An 18,033-nucleotide genomic window follows, 5' to 3' on the forward strand; every position below is an offset into this window, starting at 1 on the left:
CGTCAACAGACACGAACCGTCCCAAGAGGTGCGTTATGGCTCGCAAAGATGACGTCACGGGCGAGGGGCCGGTGACGGGAAACAGCGTCTCCGACTCCAACCAGAAGACCAACCGCCGCTTCAAGCGCAACCTGCACGAAAAGCGGTTTTACATTCCCTCCGAGGACCGTCACGTGAAGCTGAAGGTGTCCTCGAAAACCCTGAAGACCATCAACAAGAAGGGCATCCAGGCGGTTTTGGAGGAGGCCCGCAAGCAGGGCTACGACGTGTAGGGCGCTTCGTTGCTGGATGCGCCCCCGTGGCGTTTCGAAGCCGCAACTGACCCAACCAACCAACCCACAGTCCGATGGCCACAGGTGATCGCGTTCAGGTCATACTCGAGTGCACGGAGGAGCCGGGAACGTCGCGCTACCACACGACGAAGAACCGGAAGAACACCTCCGACCGGCTCGAGCTCATGAAGTACAACCCCGTCCTTCAGAAGCATACCCTTCACCGAGAGAAGAAATAAGCCATGGCAGACCAGAGCACATCCGCCTCGCGCAAGATGGCGAAGCTCATCGTTGCCGAGGAAAAAGAAGACGGCAACTACGGCTTCCGTGAAAAGATCGTCCCCCTCGACGACGTCGAGGAGGAGCTTGAAGAGGCCAAGGAGTTCACCTAGACGGGCGCCCACCGCCACTCGGGGCGTGGCGCAGTCTGGCAGCGCACCTGCTTTGGGGGCAGGTGGTCGCCGGTTCGAATCCGGCCGCCCCGACACCCACCCCTAGAGCCGCTCCGTGTGATCAATAGAGCTCCATGTTTCGCTCTGCGCCCGTAGCTCAGTTGGATAGAGCAGCGGACTTCAACAGGAGCGTCCACGTGGCGACGCGTGGACTGCACGGTGCCGTAACGGGGAATCCTGTGAAATGGCAACCCCGTGGAAACTCAAGAGGACGACCTTGAGGCTCCGTAGAGACTGTACGCATCGCGCCCCGGGCGTCTTCGGGACGAAGAGACAGTCCAGGCCACAAATCCCGAGCGTCATCGGGAGCAGCGAAAGCTGCAGTGGTATGCTAATCCGCAGGCCGCAGGTTCGAATCCTGCCGGGCGTACACTTCGGGCCGTCGTTCTCGCCCTGAGGAGAGGAACTCAGTCCGGAATCTCCTCATTACAACATCGGGATACATTTTGGTGACGTGGCCGAGTGGTCAGGCAGAGGCCTGCAAAGCCTCCTACGGCGGTTCGAATCCGCCCGTCACCTCCTGCAGGCGCCCCTGGGCTCGGCCCGGCGGGCGCTTTTCGTCGTTCACGCCCCTCTGCCGATATTTGTGCTGAGAACCGGACGGCCGATGCCCTCCGTTCCGCGGCCGCGGCCGCAGAGAAAGCGTCGAACTGCTTGAAGAGTGGGGCCCCGACGGCACGCCGCAGTGTGCACTAGAAGGGCTAGAAGGGTGCGTCGTCCTCGAAGGAGTTGCCCCCGCCCCCGCCCGCGTTCCCGTCGGGGGGCATGGGGGCGGAGCCGTCGCCCTGAGGCGGGCCGCCCCCGGGGTTGTCGTACTGCGTGGTGAGGGGCTCGAAGCGGGCGTACTGGTCGACGAACGCCAGCTCGACGGAGCCGATGGGGCCGTTGCGCTGCTTGCCCACGATGATCTCGGCGATGCCCTCGGTGGAGTTGCCCTGCTCGTCGACCGTGATGCCGTAGCGCTCGGCCCGGTAGATGAACGAGACCACGTCGGCGTCCTGCTCGATCGAGCCCGACTCGCGGAGGTCCGAAAGCTGGGGGCGCTTGTCGCCGCCCCGATTCTCGACGGCCCGGTTGAGCTGAGAGAGGGCGATGACGGGAATGTCGAGCTCCTTGGCCAGGCCTTTGAGCGAGCGGGAGATGTGGGCAATTTCCTGCTCGCGGTTGGCCCCGCTGCGCAGGTTGGCGCCGGAGGCCTGCATGAGCTGCAGGTAGTCGACCACCACGAGCCCGAGCTCGTGCTCGGCCTTCAGGCGGCGGCACTTGGCGCGGAGCTCCAGCACGCTGAGCCCCGGCGTGTCGTCGATGTAGATGTCCGCGTCGCTGAGGGCGCCGGCCGCCCGGGCCAGGCGTTGCCAGTCGTCGTCCTTCATGCGGCCCGTGCGGGCCCGGTGGGCGTCCACGCGGGCCTCGGAGGTGAGCATGCGCTGGGCGAGTTGCTGCGCGCCCATCTCCAGCGAAAAGATCGCCACGCCCGTCGAGCGCTCCGGGTGCGTGGCGGCGTTCTGGGCCGACGCGAGCGCGAAGGCAGTGTTGTGAGTGACGGTCCCATCCCCGAGTAAAAACCGGCCGTTTCCGTCAAGGGTAAACCCAAAATAGTCCCCCACTCCATCGGGCTCCACGTCGATTCCCGTCATCCGCCAGTCCCGAACGTCAGTCCACGGCGAGGCTTTTTTCCGCTCGACCCGGACGGGAATCTCATCTACATTTCCATTGAAACGGACGCGGTGCACCTCGGACTCGTACCCGGTGGAGCTGATTCGTGCCGTTTTCTGCGTCAGAGAGGTTCGGTAGCCGAGCGTGTCGCACAGAAACTTGATGTCCCGGGCAAGCTGTTCGCTCGACTGTGTAATCTCGTAGGTGCCTCCGTGCCCGTCGTTGAGGTGGCCGTCGCTGTCGATGAGACCGGCCAGAAGACGAAGCCGCTTCCCGCGAGAATTGCCGAGGTAGAGGTGAGGAATGTGCTTGTCGCCCAGAACGCCCAGCGCACGCAGGGCGCCCTGTACAGATTCACGGGTGGCCATCGCTCCGCCTCGATCTCCACTCTTCACAAGGTAGGCGGGGCAGCGGCGGTGCTCGTCCGAGACGCTGATCGTATCCCCGCGCTTTTCGGCAATCTCCTGAAGTCCCGTGATGACCTCCTCGTCAGTGGTGTAGATGCGGGCGTTGTCCGACTTCCCGTCTCCGAGCCAGAGACCCAGGAAATACGGATCGAGGGGAACGGGCTGATCGGGAAACTCCGCGGCGACCTTGAACCCCTTATTGTCGTCCTTCCACTTGTCGGACTGGTCGAGGTAGTCGCGGACTGAGATATCGGCAATCGACCCCCGGTCGCGCGCCCCCTCTCGACGGCTCTTCTTGAGCGATAGAATATGACTCTCGTTCACGCGGTAGTCCATTCCCCGTTTCTGCCGAACCCAGTACATTTGTTCTCGGCCACGAGCAAGAGACTGCACGGTCCGCGGTGACCCGTCGTCCCCCATGAGCCGATCACCGACTTCCACCTTCTCTACGGGCTTGGTGCGTCCGTCGTACATCATCACCGGTGTGCCTTTCCCCAGGCACTTTCCCATGGAGGGCCGCGCGGCGATGATGATGAGGTCGGAGTCCTGCCAGCCGCTCGTGAGGTCGTCGAGCTTGGGAAAGCCGCTGGGCACGCCCGTAATGCCGCCGTCCTGGCCGTGGATGGTCTCGAGACGCTCCAGGGTATCTTTCACCACCTCGTTCATCGGGGCGGCGGCCTTGCGGAGCTGGTTGTCCGAGATCTGAAAGATCTTGCTCTCCGCCTCGTCGAGCAGCTCGAAGGCATCGGCCCCCGGGTCGTAGGCCTTCTGCACGACCGTCGTCATCGTCTCGATCATGCGGCGGAGCAGCGACTTCTCCGCGATGATGCGGGCGTGGTACTCCACGTTCGCCGCGGAGGCGACCTGCGTGGTGAGCTCGGTCAGGTAGTAGGCCCCCCCAATCTCCTCCAGCTTGTCGCGGCGCCGCAGCTCCTCGGTGAGGGTGACGAGGTCGACGGGGTTGCCCCGCTCGAAGAGGTCCTGGATGCAGCCGTAGATGCTCTGGTGCTTGCTCTCGTAGAAGGCATCCGACGGAAGGATCTCGATGGCCTGCGGAATGGCCTCCCGCTCGATGAGCATGGCGCCGAGGACGGACTTCTCCACGTCGACGGCCTGCGGCGGGACGCGCCCCGACTGCTCGTGGACCGCCTGTGCCTGCTCGCGCTGCTGCTCGCCCGTGCCGCCTCGCATCTTTTCGAGGGGGTAGGACGACTGGGACGACTCGTCAATATTGAACCGCTGGGAGTCGTCGTTTTCAGCCATGAACGGAAGGAAAAAGACTTGGGGAGAAGAAAAGACGCGTCCGTTCGCAGGGTCCAGAGTCGGGAGCGCTCCCCGGACAAGAAGACCGGCGCGGGGGCGATCAGGTTTCGTCCGTCAACCTTCGTTCGTCAACTGGTCGTAGCGGGTGCGGAGCAACTTGACGTCCTCCCACGTGGGCCGCTTCCACTGCGAGTTACGCAGGAGGGCGGCCGGGTGGTAGGTCGCCATCAGGGGAATGCCGTAGAAGTCGTGCTCCTGATCCCGCAGGTTGGAGAGGGAGGAGCTCCGATCCAGAAGCGTGTTGCCGGCCACCTTACCCACGGTGAGAATGATCTTCGGACGGAGCAGCGCGATCTGCTTGTAGAGCACCGGCAGGTGCGCGTCGATTTCTTCCGACTTCGGGTTGCGGTTGCGAGGGGGGCGGCTTTTCAGGATGTTAGTGATGTAGACGTCCTCCCGCTCGAAGTTGATCGCGTCGAGAATCTTATCGAGGAGCTGCCCGGCCCGGCCGACGAACGGTTCGCCCTCTTCGTCCTCGTTGCGTCCGGGCGCCTCCCCGATGATGACGAGGTCGGCCTCGGGGTCCCCAACGCCAAAGACGGGGTTTTCCCGATCCTCGTCGATCGGCACGAGCACGTTGTCGGCGAAGTACTGCTCCACCTCCTCCAGCGTGTCGGCGTCCTTGTACGGGGCGTCGTCGGGGATGAGGGCCTCGATGCGCTCCGGGGGAGGCAGGGAGGGGTCCTCGGCGGGGTCTACCTGGTTGCCAAACAGATCGTAGTTGGGCATATCGGGATCGGATCCAGCGTCGTCGGGGGCAGCGTGTGAGGGCGTGTCGGTTTCGGTGGGGGGCGCGTCGGGGGACGGAGACGGTGCGGCCTCCGTCGCATCCTCCGCAGGGGGCACGGGGAGCAGGTCTCCGTGGAGCGCACGTTCGTGCTCGACGATGGCCCGCAGCTCGCGGAGGAGGTCGTGCATCGGATGGGAGAGCGGTCGTAAAAGCTACGTGCTTTGCTCGTGGCGGGCGGCCAGTACGCGGTCGAGCAGGGCCTCGGCCACCTCGGCCTTCGGCATCCGGGGGAGGTTCTCGGTCGCGCCGTCGGGCCGAAGGAGCGTCACCCGGTTCGTGGAGGCCCCGAAGCCGGCCCCGTCCTCCGTCGGGTCGTTGACCACAACCCAGTCGAGGTTCTTCTCGTCCCGCTTGCGCCGGGCATTGTCGAGGAGGTCGTCGGTCTCCAGCGCGAATCCCACGAGGACCTGACCGGGCTGCTTATGCTCCCCAAGGGTTTGTAGGATATCGGGGGTGCGGCGGAGGTGCAAGACCCGGTCGTCGTCCGTCTTCTTCCGCTTGGAGGTCGACGGGTCGGCCGGGGCGTAGTCGGCCACCGCGGCGGCCATAAACACGTAGTCGGCGTCCGTGCGCCGGGCCTGCACGGCCTCGTTCATCTCCTCGGCCGTTTCTACGGACACGACCTCCACGTCCGGCGGGGGAGAGAGGGCGGTGGGCCCCGTCACGAGCGTCACCGACGCGCCGCGCGCCGCCGCGGCTTCGGCCAGGGCGTAGCCCATCGTTCCCGTCGAGGGGTTCGTGAGGACGCGGGCCGGGTCGATGGGCTCCCGGGTGGGGCCGGCGGTCACGAGCACGTCGTGCCCGGCCCGCGACGCGTCCCTGGGCGCCTCCGTCTCTGCGAGCATCTCGGCCACGCGTTTCAGAATGGCCTCGGGCTCGGGCATTCGGCCCTGCCCCACGAGGCCGCTCGCGAGTTCGCCGTGGGCGGCGGGCATCACCTCGTACCCGATCTCTTGGAGCCGCTCCAGGTTGTCCTGCGTGGCGGCGTGCTGGTACATGTCCCGGTCCATGGCCGGACACACCAGAAGCGGGCAGCGGGCGGAGAGGGCCGTGGCCGTGAGCATCGAGTCGCAGAAGCCGTGGGCGAGCTTGGCGACCGTCTGGGCCGTGGCGGGGGCCACGACGAAAAGATCTCCCCACTGGCCCAGCGTGACGTGCTTCGTCCACGACCCCTCCTCGTTTTCCGGAAAGATGTCCGTCAACACCTCTTTCTCGGAGAGGGTCCCGAGTGTAAGCGGCGTCACGAAGCGCTCGGCGTCCGGGGTCATGAGCACCTGCACCTCGGCCCCGGTCTTCTTCAGGTGCCGCACGAGCAGCGCGGCCTTGTACGCCGCGATGCTGCCCGTGACCCCCAGCACCACACATCGTCCGGACAGGTCGAGGGGGGTGGGCATCGGTGGGAGAGGAGCAACGAAGAAGCAACAGCCCGGTCGGTGGGTCCCTGGTCTGCACGCCCGCAGGGGGGGACATCACACGCCGGATTCGGGGACGGGGCGACGACGGATCGTCCGCCTGGGAGCACGGCCCGCACGTGCAGTCCGTCCCCCCTCACGGACGTGCGAGCCGAACAGGCGGACTACTCGTCGTCGGGCTTGCGGTAGTAGATCTTGTCTTCGAGAAACTCGTCGATGGCGACTTCCGTCGGCTCGGGCTGTTTCTCGTACTCGAGGGAGACCTTCTCCTGCTCCTCCTGCATGCGGGCGTCCTCCATCTCCGGCCCGAAGCCCTCAAAGTAGGACAGCTTGTCGTCCAGCTCCGAGCGCGTATCGGAGGCCACCTGCCGCGACCGCTTTGACAGAATGGCGACGGTCTCGTAGAGGTTGCCGGTCTTTTCGGCCAGCTTGTCCAGGTCTAACGTTTCGATTGCCATGGGTAGAACGGGGCTACTTCGAAAGAAGGTGAGGGCCAGGGCGGTGGGCGCCGGTGGCGTGTGCGGCCTCATGGGCACGTGTTCGAAGGGACGACCGTCCAGTCGCGCCCACGGGTGTACCTTGTGCCTGCCGTCACGAACTCAGAAACTGACGAATTCGGGTGAGGGTTTCCTCGACCGCAGGGTCCAGGTCATCATTCACGACCACCGCATCGCAGTCGTCGGCCCGATCCATTTCCTGCTCGACCCGGTCGAGGCGGTCCTGAAGCGACTCACGGTCCTCGGTGCCACGTCCTTCGAGCCGGCGCTGCAACTCGTCGAGGGACGGAGGGGCCACGAACAGTATGAGGGCGTCGTCCCCGAAAATGCGCTTGACGTTGAGCGCCCCTTTCACGTCAATATCGAGCAGCACGGGGCCGTCCTCGGCCCGATCTTCGACCTCCGAGCGGAGCGTCCCGTAAAACTGATCGGGGTACACCTCTTCGTACTCGAGCAGGTCACCGGCATCGATCCGGGCGCGAAATTCCTCGGGGGAGAGAAAGTGGTAGTCCACCCCGTCCGTCTCGTCGGGGCGGGCGGCACGCGTCGTGGCCGATACGGAAAACTGCATGTCCGGCATCGCCTCCAGTACCCGATGGGCAATGGTGGTCTTGCCGGCGCCGCTCGGGGCCGTCAGTACGACGATGTTGCGGTCGGGCATGGTGGCGTTGAGGGGGGAGTGTGCAGGGGGGAGGGTGGGGCGTACCGGCGCGCAAAACGCTCAGCGCCCACCCGTCAACGCTCGACGGACTATTCAACGTTTCGAATCTGCTCTTTAATCTTTTCGATCTCCTCCTTCATCTCCACCGCCTCCCGGGAGATGGTTTCGTCGTCGGCCTTGGCCCCGATCGTGTTCGCCTCCCGGTGGATTTCCTGGGTGATGAACTTCAGTTTGCGGCCGGACGGCTCATCGGCGTCGAGGGCCTCCCGAAACATCTTGAGGTGGGAGTGGAGGCGGACGCATTCCTCGGTCACGTCGAGCTTATCGGCGAGAAGGGCCATCTCGGTTTCGAGGCGGTCGGCGTCGAGGTGTTCGTCGTCGAGCAGCGCCCCGAGGCGATCGCGGAGCTGGGCCTGCCGCTCCTCCACGCGGGCCGGGGCCCGTGCCTCGATTGCGTCGAGGTGCTCGTCGATGGCGCGGGTGCGCCGTTCCAGGTCGTCGCGCAGCGCGTCGCCCTCCTCGCGGCGCATTGCCTGCAGGTCGTCGATGGCGGCGTCGAGGGCCTGCGTCACGGCCGGCCACGCGCGCTGAATCTTGGCCGCCTCCCGCTCCTCCTCCCCCGCAAAGATGTCCTCAAACTCCAGCAGGTGATCGATCCGAATCGGCGCCTCGATCTGTGCGGCCGCGGCGAGCTGCTCCAGGCGCCGCTTGTGGTGCATCGCCGCGTCGGCGTCCACGTCGACCGGCAGGGTGTCCGCGCCCTTGAGCTCGGCGGAAACGTTGACGTCGAATTGGCCCCGCTCGAAGGCCTCCTTCATCTGCATCCGCACGTCCGACTCCGCCTCGGGGAGCGGGTCCGGAAGGTGGACGAAGATGTTGAGGTGGCGCTTGTTCGTCGACTGGATTTCTACGGTCGCCGAGGCGTCCTCGGTGCTGGCGTGGCCGCGCCCGAAGCCCGTCATGCTACGAATCATAAGGGGGAGGCGGAAGAACGAGTGGGAGCGCGAATGAGGGGCCCATTTTCGAAATCCCGCCTTCCGGGCGGAAGACGGGGACTGGGCGTGCGGGACGGAACGGGCTGCGGGACAGACGGCGGAGGGGGAGGGATTCGAACCCTCGGTACCGTGAAAACGGCACACTCGCTTTCCAGGCGAGCACCTTCGACCACTCGGTCACCCCTCCAACACACATCGGGCGGGAGCGGGGCGGACGGCGAGGCCGCCCCCCAGTTCCCCCGTCGAGTCTTGGTTAAACGTCCATAATCTGTTCGGTTTTCTGCTCCAGAAGCCCCTCCACCGTTTCGGTGTGGGCGTCGGTGATGTCCTGAAGGTCTTCCTCGGCGCCGTAGAGCACGTCCTCGGAGAAGTTTTCCGCCTCAACAACGTTCTGGATCTCGTTCTTGGCGTCGCGCCGGATGTTGCGGATCGAAATCTTCGTTTCTTCGGCCCGCTCGCGACTGGTCTCCACGAGCTCCTTGCGCCGCTCTTCGGAGAGGGGCGGGATCGGAATGCGGATCTTCTCGCCGTCGTTGTTCGGGTTTAGGCCGAGGTCGGCCTTCATGATGCCCCGTTCGATGTTTTCGATGGCGTTGCGGTCGAACGGCTGCACGACGATGAGGTCGGGCTGCGGCGCGCTCACGCTGGCGACCTGCTCCAGGGGGGTCTGGGAGCCGTAGTATTCGACCGTCACGTTTTCGAGCATGGCCGGGGAGGCCCGTCCGGCGCGAATCGTGCGCAGCTCCGAACGCATGTACGATACCGACTCCTCCATCTCCTCGTCGGCCTCGTCCAGAATGTCCTGAATGGGGTCGTCGGGCATGGGCGACAGGGCGGTTGGTGAGCAAGAGAGTGGGTGCGGGGAATTTCGTCAGGCCGGCACCCGTTCGGTGGACGCCTTGGCCTCGTCCCAATGCACGTGGGTGCCCACGGTTTCTCCTTCGAGGAGGCGCCGCAGGTTGTTCGACGTGCCCATGTTGAACACGACGATGGGCATCTTCGACTCCTGACAGAGCGTGAGGGCGGTCATGTCCATGACGCGCAGGTCGCGATCGATGACCTCCTGTCCGTGGATCTGTTTGAAGCGCTCGGCGGAGGCGTCCTCCTCGGGGTCTGCGGTGAAGATGCCGTCCACGCGGGTGCCCTTCAGGATCACGTCGGCGTCGATCTCCAGCCCCCGGAGGGCGGCGGCGGTGTCGGTCGTGAAGTACGGGTTGCCGGTGCCGGCCCCAAAAATGACGACCCGTCCCTTCTCGAGGTGCCGGATGGCGCGGCGGCGGATAAACGGTTCGGCGATTTCCTCCATCTTGATGCTCGACTGCAGGCGCGTGACGAGATCGACCTGCTCGAAGGCATCCTGGAGCGCCATGCCGTTGATCATGGTGGCCAGCATGCCCATGTAGTCCGCATGAGCCCGTGTCATGCCCTCCATGGCGTGCTCCACCCCCCGAAAGATGTTGCCGCCCCCGATGACGACGGCCACTTCGGCCCCGGCCTCGACGGCGGTCTTGACCTCGTTCGCGTAGGTGCGGAGAACGGCCTCGTCGATCCCAAACTCCCGGTCCCCCAACAGGGCCTGGCCGCTGAGCTTCAGCAGCACACGCTGGTGGTCAAGGGATGAAGTGGATTCGTCGTCGGGGGAAGCGCTCATAAGGGAGGCACCGTCAGGTGCGTGTTCGGGTTCGCTGTGCGGGCGTCGGACGACTCCCCGCTGGGAAAGGGGAACAGAGTTGAGGCAGCTTGGGCGGACGAGAGGGGCCGCGCGGCGGTCCGGTGCGGGCGCGAGCCGATTGCGGCCCGATGCGGGGCCGACGAGGGGCAACACGCCCGCATCGTCAGTCGCCGAGGGCGTAGCGCGTGAATCGCGCCACCGACAGGTCGGCGTCGTCGAGCATGTCTTTTACCGACACCGACGAGTCCTTCACGAAGGCCTGCTCCATCAATACGTGGTCCTCGAAGAACCGCTCGAGCTTCCCCTCCACAATGTTGTCGATCACATGCTCGGGCTTGCCCTCGTTGACGGCGGCCTCGCGGGCCACTTCGCGCTCTTCCTCCTTCACCTCGTCGGGCACCTCGTCCCGGGTGACGGCGATCGGTTCGAGGGCGGCGACCTGCATGGCGACGTCGCGGCCGGTCTCCTCCGCCTCGCCGTCGCCGTGCACCTCCACGAGCACGCCGAGCTTCGAGCCGGGGTGGACGTACGAGATGATCTGGCCCTCCTCACTCTCGAGCACGTCGAAGCGGCGAATCGTGAGCTTCTCGCCGATGCGGCCGGTGAGGGCCACCAACTCCTCCTCGATCGTCACGTCGTCCTCGTAGGGAAGGCTCTCCAGCGCCTCCAGGTCGTCGGGGGTCTCTTCGAGCACCCGCTCCGCCGCCGTGTCGGCGAACGACTGGAAGTCCTCGTTGCGGGCGACGAAGTCGGTCTCGCAGTTGATCTCGACGATGGCGCCGGCGTGGCCGTCGTCGGACACGGCCGTCACGACGAGGCCCTCGTCGGCCTCCACGGCGGCACGGTCGTCCGCCACCTCCTGGCCTTTCTTGCGGAGCAGGCTGACGGCCTCGTCGAAGTCGCCGTCGGTCTCCTGCAGGGCCTCTTTGCAGTCCATCATGCCGACGCCGGTGGCGTCGCGCAGCTCTTTTACCTGTTTGGCAGAAACGCTCATGTCTCGTCAGTTGGGGAGGGATCGGGTGAAATGGGCAGCGCGGGAACGATGGAGGGGGATGTGGGCCCTACGCGGCCGCCTTTTTCTTCTCTTCCTTCTTCATGCGGCGCTCCTGCAGGCCTTCCTGGACGGCGTCCGTGAGGGTCGACGTCACCAGCTCGATCGAGCTCAGCGCGTCGTCGTTGACCGGAATCGGGTAGTCGATGTTCTTCGGGTTTCCGTTGGTGTCGACCATCGCGATGATCGGAATGCCGAGGTTGTTGGCTTCGCTCACCGCAATGTCTTCCCGCTGCACGTCGACGATGTAAATGGCGCTGGGCAGGTTGGCCATGTCGCGGATGCCGCCGAGCGTCTCCTCCAGCTTCTCGTGCTCGCGGAGCCGCATCAGCTTCTCCTTCTTCTTGAGCTTGTCGAGCGTACCGTCCCGGTCCATCCGCTCGATCTCTTCCATGCGGCGAATCGACTTCCGGATCGTCTGGAAGTTGGTCATGGTGCCGCCAAGCCAGCGGTCGACCATGTGCGGCATGCCGCACTCCTCAGCGTGCTCGCGGACGATGTCCTCGGCCTGCTTCTTGGTGCCGGCGAAGAGAATCTTCTTGCCGCGCCGTGCAAACCGCTTGGCCGCCTCGGCCGCCTCGTCCAGGAGAACCTGGCTTTGCATCAGGTCGATGATGTGGATGTTGTTCCGCTCCATGAAGATGTACTTCTCCATGCGCGGATTCCACCGGCTCGTCAGGTGGCCGAAGTGGGCCCCGGCTTTCAGCAGCTCCTCGATGGTCACGCGGTGGGAGGTCTCCTCCTCCGAAGACGACTCTTCCGGCGCGTCGTCCCCATCGTCCTTGTCTTGGGGCGCGGCGTCGGGGGCATCTTCGTCGGGGGCGTTCTCGTCGGGCGCGTCTGCATCGGTGTCCGCAGCGGCTGCCTCGCCCGTGGAGTCCGAAGCGGTGTCGTCCGGGGTTTGAGGGGCGTCTTCGTCGGGGGCATCTTCGTCCTGAACGTCAGGGGTGTCCGTAGTCGTCTCGTCAGCCATAGTAGAATCTACAAATGCGTGGGAGATTGGGTTTGCACTACTACGACCGTCGCCTGCGCAGCGAAACCACGGTTCGGGGGGAGGTTGGGGCGTGGAAGTGGAACGGCACAAGATCCTCTGCGCCGCTCCCACGCGCCCGTGCTCTCAACCCAAGGCGCGGTCAACCCACTGTCGCATCGGGCCGTATGGTTGATTGGTGCAGCGTTGAACGGCGGAGGCCGGGCGCTGAACGAACCCCGTTCGGGGCGCGGCGCCGCGCCATTCGCGACTGTCTAACGCTTGCTGTACTGGCTCTTCTTCCGGGCGCCGGGCTGGCCGTACTTCTTGCGCTCGACCATCCGGTCGTCGCGGGTCAGGTAGCCGGCGTCGCGGAGGGGGGCGCGCAGCTCCTCGTCGTACTCGACGAGGGCGCGGGCAATGCCAAGCCGAATGGCCTCGGCCTGTCCGGTGAGGCCGCCGCCGGAAGCGTTGACCTTCACGTTGAACTGACCAATCGTGTCGGTCACGTCGAAGGGCTGGTCGAGGGTGCGGCGGCGCCAGGCAACCGGAAAGTAGTCCTCGGCGTCTCGCTCGTTGACGACGAAACTGGAGCCGTCGCCCGGGCGCAGATACACACGCGCCGTGGAGGTCTTACGGCGCCCAATGGCCTGGTATTGGGTCATCTTGGGCATAGGAACGGAATCGGGATTTCGGAAAAGTGCGTCGGCAAAAGAACAGGCGAACCGCTACGCGTTGTCGAGCGGCTCGGGCTGCTGGGCCTCGTGGGGGTGGTCCGGGCCGGCGTAGACCTTCAGCTTTTTGAACGTATCCCGCCCGAGGGGACCGGTGGGCAGCATGCCCTCCACGGCCTCCCTAATAATATACGTGGGCTTGTCTGCACGCATCTCTTCGGGGGAGTGGGAGTGATCGCCGCCCGGGTACCCGCTGTACTCGTGGTACTCCTTCTGCTTCTCCTTCTTGCCTGTGAACCGGGCCTTGTCCGCATTCACCACGATCACGTAGTCGCCCGTGTCCACGTGCGGCGTGAAGGTCGGCTTGTGCTTGCCGCGGAGCACGCGAGCAATTTGGGAGGCAAGGCGGCCCACGACCTGGTTCGTGGCGTCCACGACGTACCAGTCGCGCTCCACCTCGTCCGGCTTGGCGTTAAAGGTCTTGAAGCTTTGCGTGTCCATCGGTCGGAATCCGTCGGTTGGCACAGGTCCGGAGGACGAGGCGGATGCACGAGGTGGTGCAACACCACGAGAATGCCCCGCAAGGCGGAGAAGCCCGCCGGGGGCGGAGGCATCAGCAGCGTGCGAAATGCTCTTCGGCGCCGCGTCCCCACATCAAAAGATTTATTGCAGTCACTGTCGCACGGATGAGGGCGGACCAGGTTTTCGCGCCCCGAAGGGATTCCTGTAATCTTGACGGAGGTGGGGGCGGGAAGAGGGGGGGCGAAACGGGAGGGGCCCCGCCGGAGGTCGGGACGAAGAGGAACTCTGACCGGGGGGGATCATTCCAATTGGGCTTCGTAGCGCTGACTGAATGGTCCCGCTCGGTCGCATGCTGACCATCGACATCACGTCCCTTTCGACGGGCATCCACCATGTGGAGTTCGCCCCTTCGGCGAGCCAGGCCGACCTGGACCCCACCACGTTCAGCGACGTGCAGGTCGACGCGGAGCTGCAGTATCACCGCGACCGCATTCTGGTGAAGATGCACGCGACGGCCACGGCCGAGCTGACGTGCGATCGCACCCTTCAGCCCTACGACGAGGCCCTGGAGGGCCAGTACAACGTGCTCTTCGGGCCGCCGTCCATGGTGGGGCAGGAGGGGGACGAGTTCGAGGAGGTGCGGCCGCTCGACGCCTCCGACCGGGAGATCGACCTCACGGACATGGTCCGCGACACGCTGCTCCTCGCCATTCCGCAGCGTCGCATTGCCCCGGGGGCCGAAGACGAGCCCATTGAACGAGAGTTCGGGGGCACGGACGACGCCGACGAGGACGACAGTGCCCCCGTTGACCCACGCTGGAGTGCCCTGGAAGAGCTGAAAGACGATGAGTAGCGCCGTGCGCCCTCGTCAGGCCCGCTCCACCGGTATAAATTCTACGCGAAATGAGGCCGGGCTTCTGAACACCGACGGGGATCCTTCCATCATACGGGAGCCTTTGCCCGAGGCGCTTGGCGGACTTCCGCCACGAATTCGACGTTCATTGTCCCGACGACCCTGAGTCATGGCTGTCCCGAAACGACGACATTCGAAGTCGCGCACCCGAAAGCGCCGCTCGACCTATTACAATGAGCTGGAGCCCCCCCAGCTCATGGAGTGCAATAACTGTGGCAACCCGAAGGTGATGCACCGGGCGTGCAAGCACTGCGGGCACTACCGCGGCCGTCAGGTTATCGAGCCGTCCGACGAGCTGATCGCGTAGGGGATGGAACGGGCAGTCGCCCGGCACCTCCCCACCGATGCGGCCCGCATTCGGGGCCGGCCCATCCCATGCGTCGCGCGTCCTGCCCCGGGTTGGCTACTTTTTTGTCGGGTCTTCGTTCCGAACACGGAGGCGCGTCCGGCGATTGTCTCTGCGTACGCCTATGTTTGCGCCGGAGTGGCGCCGCACTTCTGAGGGGAACAGTGCCCTCCCTTCCGGCGAGACGACAGGCGTCTCTCCGGCACGCATGTTCTGGCAGACACACGGACGGTTCGTATGGCAGCATCGCGTATCGCAGTGGACGCAATGGGGGGCGACAACGCCCCGGAAGCAGTCGTGGAGGGGGCCATTCAGGCCCTCCACCAGACGGAGGGCGAGCTGTCGGTGCTCCTCGTGGGCCCCGAAGAGCAGCTCCACGGCCTTCTGGCGTCGCGCCCGGAGGCGCCTGAAGAGCGGCTCCGCATTGTCGATGCCCCCGAGGCAATTGGCATGGGAGAGACGCCGTCGACCGCCGTCAAGCAGAAGCCCAATTCGTCCATCCACCAGGGCCTTGCGGCGCATCACGACGATCACGCCGACGCCTTCGTGAGCGCCGGCAACACGGGCGCCATCATGGCGGCGTCCATGTTCATCCTGCAGCGCATCCCGGGTGTGGAGCGCCCGTCGATCGCCGGGTTCTTCCCGACCCTGAAGGGGTCCTCCGTGGTCCTCGACATCGGGAGCAACGTCGACTGCAAGCCGGCTCATCTCCTCCAGTTCGCCCGAATGGGCACCGTCTACGCACGGCAGGTCCTCAAGACCGACCCGCCGTCGGTCGGGCTTCTCAACATCGGCGAAGAGCCGGGCAAGGGCAACGAGCAAGTCAAGGCGGCCCACGAATTGCTCCGAGACGCCGACGATGTGCACTTCGTGGGCAACGTAGAGGGGGGCGACCTGCTCTTTTACGCCGCCGACATCATTATCTGCGACGGGTTTGTTGGAAACGCCCTCCTCAAGTTTGGGGAAAGCATGTCGACGGTCCTGTCGGACATGTGTCAGCAGGAGATGGAGCGCCAGGGCCTCGCCCCCGACGAACAGAAGCTCGTGGCGGGGGTGCTCGACGAGGTGCGCGAGGGGTTCGATCCGGAAGCCCTGGGCGGAGCGCCGCTCCTCGGGGTCAACGGAAATGTGCTCGTGGGGCACGGGCGCTCCACGGCGGACGTGATTGCCCAGATGATTCACTCGGCCCGCACCATCGCCACCGAGAACGTCGCCCACGCCTTGGAAGAAGCGTTTCAGTCCTCCTCCGCGTAGTGCCCGGGCGGGTCCCGTCTTCTTCGCACTGTCCGTTTGTCCCATGCCTTCCCCCTCGTCCGCTTCCCCGCAGGCCGCCATCACGTCTGTCGGCCACTACCTTCCCGAGACGCGGCTCACCAACGGCGACCTGGAGGAAATGGTGGAGACCAGCGACGAGTGGATCCGCACGCGGACCGGCATCCAGGAACGGCGCATCCTCGGGGACGACGGCAAGGCAACGGCCTTCATGGCGACGGCGGCCGCCCAGGAGGCCCTCGACAGCCGCGGCATCGAGCCGGACGCGGTGGACCTGATCGTCGTCGCCACGGTGACGCCCGACATGCTCTTCCCGGCCACGGCCTGCCTCGTGCAGGACAACCTCGGGGCGTCGAATGCGTGGGGGTTTGACCTGTCGGCGGCGTGTAGCGGCTTTATCTACGCCCTTACGACGGGGGCCCAGTTCATCGAGACGGGCCAGGCCGAGACGGTGCTCGTGATCGGGGCCGACAAGATGAGCTCGATCGTCGACTACACGGACCGCACCACCTGCATCCTCTTTGGGGACGCGGCGGGGGCGGTGGTGCTGGAGGCCGACGAGGAGGCGGGGCTCCACGACGCGGTCCACCACGTCGACGGGGAGCACAGCGAACTGCTGCGCATGCGAGGGGGCGGCAGCCTCAACCCGCCGACCCACGAGACCGTCGACGCGCACATGCACTATCTCCAGCAGGAGGGACGGCAGGTCTTCAAGCTCGCCGTGAACCGGATGGCGAACGTATGCAGGGAGGTGCTGGACCGCAATGGCCTCGACGCGGCGGGGGTGGACTACCTCGTGCCCCACCAGGCCAACCAGCGCATCATCGACGCGACCGCGAAGCAGCTCGGGCTCTCCTCCGAGCAGGTCATGGTCAACATCGACCGCTACGGCAACACCACCGCCGCGACGATTCCGCTGTGCCTGTACGACTGGGAGGACGAGCTGGAGCGGGGGGACGACCTCATCGTGACGGCCTTCGGCGGCGGCTTGACCTGGGGCGCCGGGCACCTCACCTGGGCCTACGGCTGACGATGGAAAGGCGACCGGGGGCGCCGGTCGCCCGTCCTCATTGCGATCCTGAGCGCACCTCTCGAACCTTGCACTTTAATCGTGACATGGCAACTGCATTTCTTTTTCCCGGACAGGGCTCGCAGGCCGTGGGGATGGGGCACGAGCTCTACGAACAGCACGACGAAGCCCGTGCCTGCTTCGAGGCCGCCAACGACCTCCTCGATTCTGACCTGCTCTCGTTGATGTTCGGGCTGGGGGCGGAGGCGGACACGGCGACCGAAAAGCTGAAGCAGACGGAGATCACGCAGCCGGCCCTCTACACGCACAGCCTGGCGGCCATGGCGGTGCTCGACGCGGGCGGCCCGGAGCCCGACATGGTGGCAGGGCATAGCCTTGGGGAGTACAGCGCGCTGGCGGCCGCGGGGGCCCTGTCGTTCGAAGATGGCCTGCGGGTGGTGCGCCGGCGCGGAGAGCTCATGGGCGAGGCCGGCGAGCGGCGCCCGGGCCGCATGGCGGCCGTGCTGGGGGCCGATACGGCCCACGTCGAAGAGGTGTGCGAAGACATCTCCGCGAACGGGGACGGGGTGGTGCGGCCCGCGAACTACAACGCTCCGGGCCAGATCGTCATTTCCGGCGACGTGGAGGCGGTGGAGCAGGCGACGGAGGCGGTGGAGGGGCGCGCCATGCCGCTGCCGGTCAGCGGGGCCTTCCACTCGCCCCTCATGGAGTACGCCCGCGAAGGGCTCGCGGAGGTGCTCGACGCGGTCCCCGTCGAGGCGCCCCGCTGCCCCGTGTACCCGAACGTGACGGCCGAGCCGACGACGGACCCCGATGAGATTCGGCGCTGCCTGAGGGAGCAGCTCCTCTCGCCGGTGCAGTGGGCGCCCACGCTTCGCCGCATGCAGGAAGACGGCGCCGCCCGCTTCGTGGAGGTAGGAACAGGACAGGTGCTGCAGGGCCTCGTGGGCCGCACGCTGGACGAAGAGGCCGAGGCGATGGGGGCCGGCACCCCCGAAGAGATTGCGCGTCTGACGGAGGCGTAGCCACGGACCCGGGCGGGGAACGCGTGTCGGGGGGACGAGTGCTACACCCTGCACAGTGCAGATGCTGAATGCCGGTCTCCGTTCCAACCGCCG

At 65.8% G+C, this 18,033-nt stretch carries 20 protein-coding genes and 3 tRNA genes; 10 read left to right on the forward strand and 13 right to left on the reverse strand.

The annotated features are described in order from the left end of the window. Positions 1-35: 35 nt before the first annotated feature. The 5 genes from rpmB (at position 36) to SRU_RS00120 (ending at position 1,243) form a co-directional block, all read left to right on the forward strand. Complete coding sequence (gene rpmB, locus SRU_RS00105; RefSeq protein WP_011402812.1) at positions 36-272, forward strand: 50S ribosomal protein L28; 237 nt, start codon at positions 36-38, stop codon at positions 270-272. A 74-nt stretch (positions 273-346) separates the two neighbouring features. Continuing rightward, on the forward strand, positions 347-511 hold the full coding sequence (gene rpmG / locus SRU_RS00110; RefSeq protein ID WP_011402813.1) for a 50S ribosomal protein L33: 165 nt from the start codon (positions 347-349) through the stop codon (positions 509-511). Between the two features lie 3 nt (positions 512-514). Further along, the gene (locus tag SRU_RS15170) at positions 515-664 is read left to right on the forward strand and encodes a hypothetical protein (RefSeq protein ID WP_011402814.1); all 150 of its coding nucleotides are present in this window, start codon (positions 515-517) and stop codon (positions 662-664) included. Positions 665-683: 19 nt separating this feature from the next. Next, positions 684-757, forward strand: a tRNA-Pro gene (locus SRU_RS00115). Between the two features lie 415 nt (positions 758-1,172). Then, positions 1,173-1,243: transfer RNA gene (locus SRU_RS00120), tRNA-Cys, on the forward strand. A 182-nt stretch (positions 1,244-1,425) separates the two neighbouring features. Here the strand turns inward: SRU_RS00120 and dnaB are convergent. From dnaB to rplM, 13 genes are all read right to left on the reverse strand, one after another. Beyond that, the gene (gene dnaB / locus SRU_RS00125) at positions 1,426-4,050 is read right to left on the reverse strand and encodes a replicative DNA helicase (protein ID WP_112902653.1); all 2,625 of its coding nucleotides are present in this window, start codon (positions 4,048-4,050) and stop codon (positions 1,426-1,428) included. 114 nt (positions 4,051-4,164) lie between these two features. After that, a complete protein-coding gene (locus tag SRU_RS00130; RefSeq protein WP_011402816.1) occupies positions 4,165-5,028 on the reverse strand; it encodes a uracil-DNA glycosylase in 864 nt (287 codons plus the stop codon). Between the two features lie 24 nt (positions 5,029-5,052). Beyond that, entirely contained in the window at positions 5,053-6,294 is a 1,242-nt protein-coding gene (gene coaBC / locus SRU_RS00135) for a bifunctional phosphopantothenoylcysteine decarboxylase/phosphopantothenate--cysteine ligase CoaBC (protein WP_011402817.1), read from the reverse strand. Between the two features lie 182 nt (positions 6,295-6,476). After that, positions 6,477-6,770: a DNA-directed RNA polymerase subunit omega gene (locus SRU_RS00140; RefSeq protein ID WP_043551655.1), complete on the reverse strand. Its 294-nt coding sequence runs from the start codon at positions 6,768-6,770 to the stop codon at positions 6,477-6,479. A gap of 133 nt (positions 6,771-6,903) precedes the next feature. Beyond that, positions 6,904-7,470, reverse strand: coding sequence for a guanylate kinase (gmk, locus tag SRU_RS00145; RefSeq protein ID WP_011402819.1), 567 nt, complete (start codon positions 7,468-7,470; stop codon positions 6,904-6,906). An 89-nt stretch (positions 7,471-7,559) separates the two neighbouring features. After that, on the reverse strand, positions 7,560-8,444 hold the full coding sequence (locus SRU_RS00150) for a YicC/YloC family endoribonuclease (protein ID WP_011402820.1): 885 nt from the start codon (positions 8,442-8,444) through the stop codon (positions 7,560-7,562). 119 nt (positions 8,445-8,563) lie between these two features. Further along, a tRNA-Ser gene (locus SRU_RS00155) sits at positions 8,564-8,652 on the reverse strand. Between the two features lie 66 nt (positions 8,653-8,718). Further along, positions 8,719-9,288 (reverse strand): ribosome recycling factor, encoded by a 570-nt coding sequence (gene frr / locus SRU_RS00160; RefSeq protein ID WP_011402821.1) that lies wholly within the window; start codon positions 9,286-9,288, stop codon positions 8,719-8,721. A 48-nt stretch (positions 9,289-9,336) separates the two neighbouring features. Then, positions 9,337-10,116 (reverse strand): UMP kinase, encoded by a 780-nt coding sequence (pyrH, locus tag SRU_RS00165; protein WP_011402822.1) that lies wholly within the window; start codon positions 10,114-10,116, stop codon positions 9,337-9,339. Positions 10,117-10,300: 184 nt separating this feature from the next. Next, positions 10,301-11,131 carry a translation elongation factor Ts gene (tsf, locus tag SRU_RS00170; protein ID WP_011402823.1) on the reverse strand — a complete coding sequence of 277 codons (831 nt, stop codon included), beginning with the start codon at positions 11,129-11,131 and terminating at the stop codon, positions 10,301-10,303. Between the two features lie 67 nt (positions 11,132-11,198). Beyond that, complete coding sequence (gene rpsB, locus SRU_RS00175; protein WP_118825819.1) at positions 11,199-12,161, reverse strand: 30S ribosomal protein S2; 963 nt, start codon at positions 12,159-12,161, stop codon at positions 11,199-11,201. 272 nt (positions 12,162-12,433) lie between these two features. Then, the gene (gene rpsI / locus SRU_RS00180) at positions 12,434-12,832 is read right to left on the reverse strand and encodes a 30S ribosomal protein S9 (RefSeq protein ID WP_011402825.1); all 399 of its coding nucleotides are present in this window, start codon (positions 12,830-12,832) and stop codon (positions 12,434-12,436) included. A 54-nt stretch (positions 12,833-12,886) separates the two neighbouring features. Beyond that, positions 12,887-13,333 (reverse strand): 50S ribosomal protein L13, encoded by a 447-nt coding sequence (gene rplM / locus SRU_RS00185; RefSeq protein WP_112902658.1) that lies wholly within the window; start codon positions 13,331-13,333, stop codon positions 12,887-12,889. A 370-nt stretch (positions 13,334-13,703) separates the two neighbouring features. On the opposite strand from rplM, the gene SRU_RS00190 reads away from it, so the two are divergent. The 5 genes from SRU_RS00190 (at position 13,704) to fabD (ending at position 17,940) form a co-directional block, all read left to right on the forward strand. Beyond that, a complete protein-coding gene (locus SRU_RS00190) occupies positions 13,704-14,207 on the forward strand; it encodes a YceD family protein (RefSeq protein ID WP_231847231.1) in 504 nt (167 codons plus the stop codon). A 169-nt stretch (positions 14,208-14,376) separates the two neighbouring features. Next, a complete protein-coding gene (rpmF, locus tag SRU_RS00195) occupies positions 14,377-14,574 on the forward strand; it encodes a 50S ribosomal protein L32 (RefSeq protein ID WP_011402828.1) in 198 nt (65 codons plus the stop codon). Positions 14,575-14,850: 276 nt separating this feature from the next. Further along, positions 14,851-15,867 (forward strand): phosphate acyltransferase PlsX, encoded by a 1,017-nt coding sequence (gene plsX, locus SRU_RS00200; RefSeq protein WP_011402829.1) that lies wholly within the window; start codon positions 14,851-14,853, stop codon positions 15,865-15,867. A 43-nt stretch (positions 15,868-15,910) separates the two neighbouring features. Continuing rightward, complete coding sequence (locus SRU_RS00205; protein ID WP_011402830.1) at positions 15,911-16,915, forward strand: beta-ketoacyl-ACP synthase III; 1,005 nt, start codon at positions 15,911-15,913, stop codon at positions 16,913-16,915. 86 nt (positions 16,916-17,001) lie between these two features. Continuing rightward, entirely contained in the window at positions 17,002-17,940 is a 939-nt protein-coding gene (gene fabD, locus SRU_RS00210) for an ACP S-malonyltransferase (protein WP_237701794.1), read from the forward strand. Positions 17,941-18,033: the final 93 nt, after the last annotated feature.

This window comes from Salinibacter ruber DSM 13855 (assembly GCF_000013045.1).
In the GTDB taxonomy this organism is placed as follows: domain Bacteria; phylum Bacteroidota; class Rhodothermia; order Rhodothermales; family Salinibacteraceae; genus Salinibacter; species Salinibacter ruber.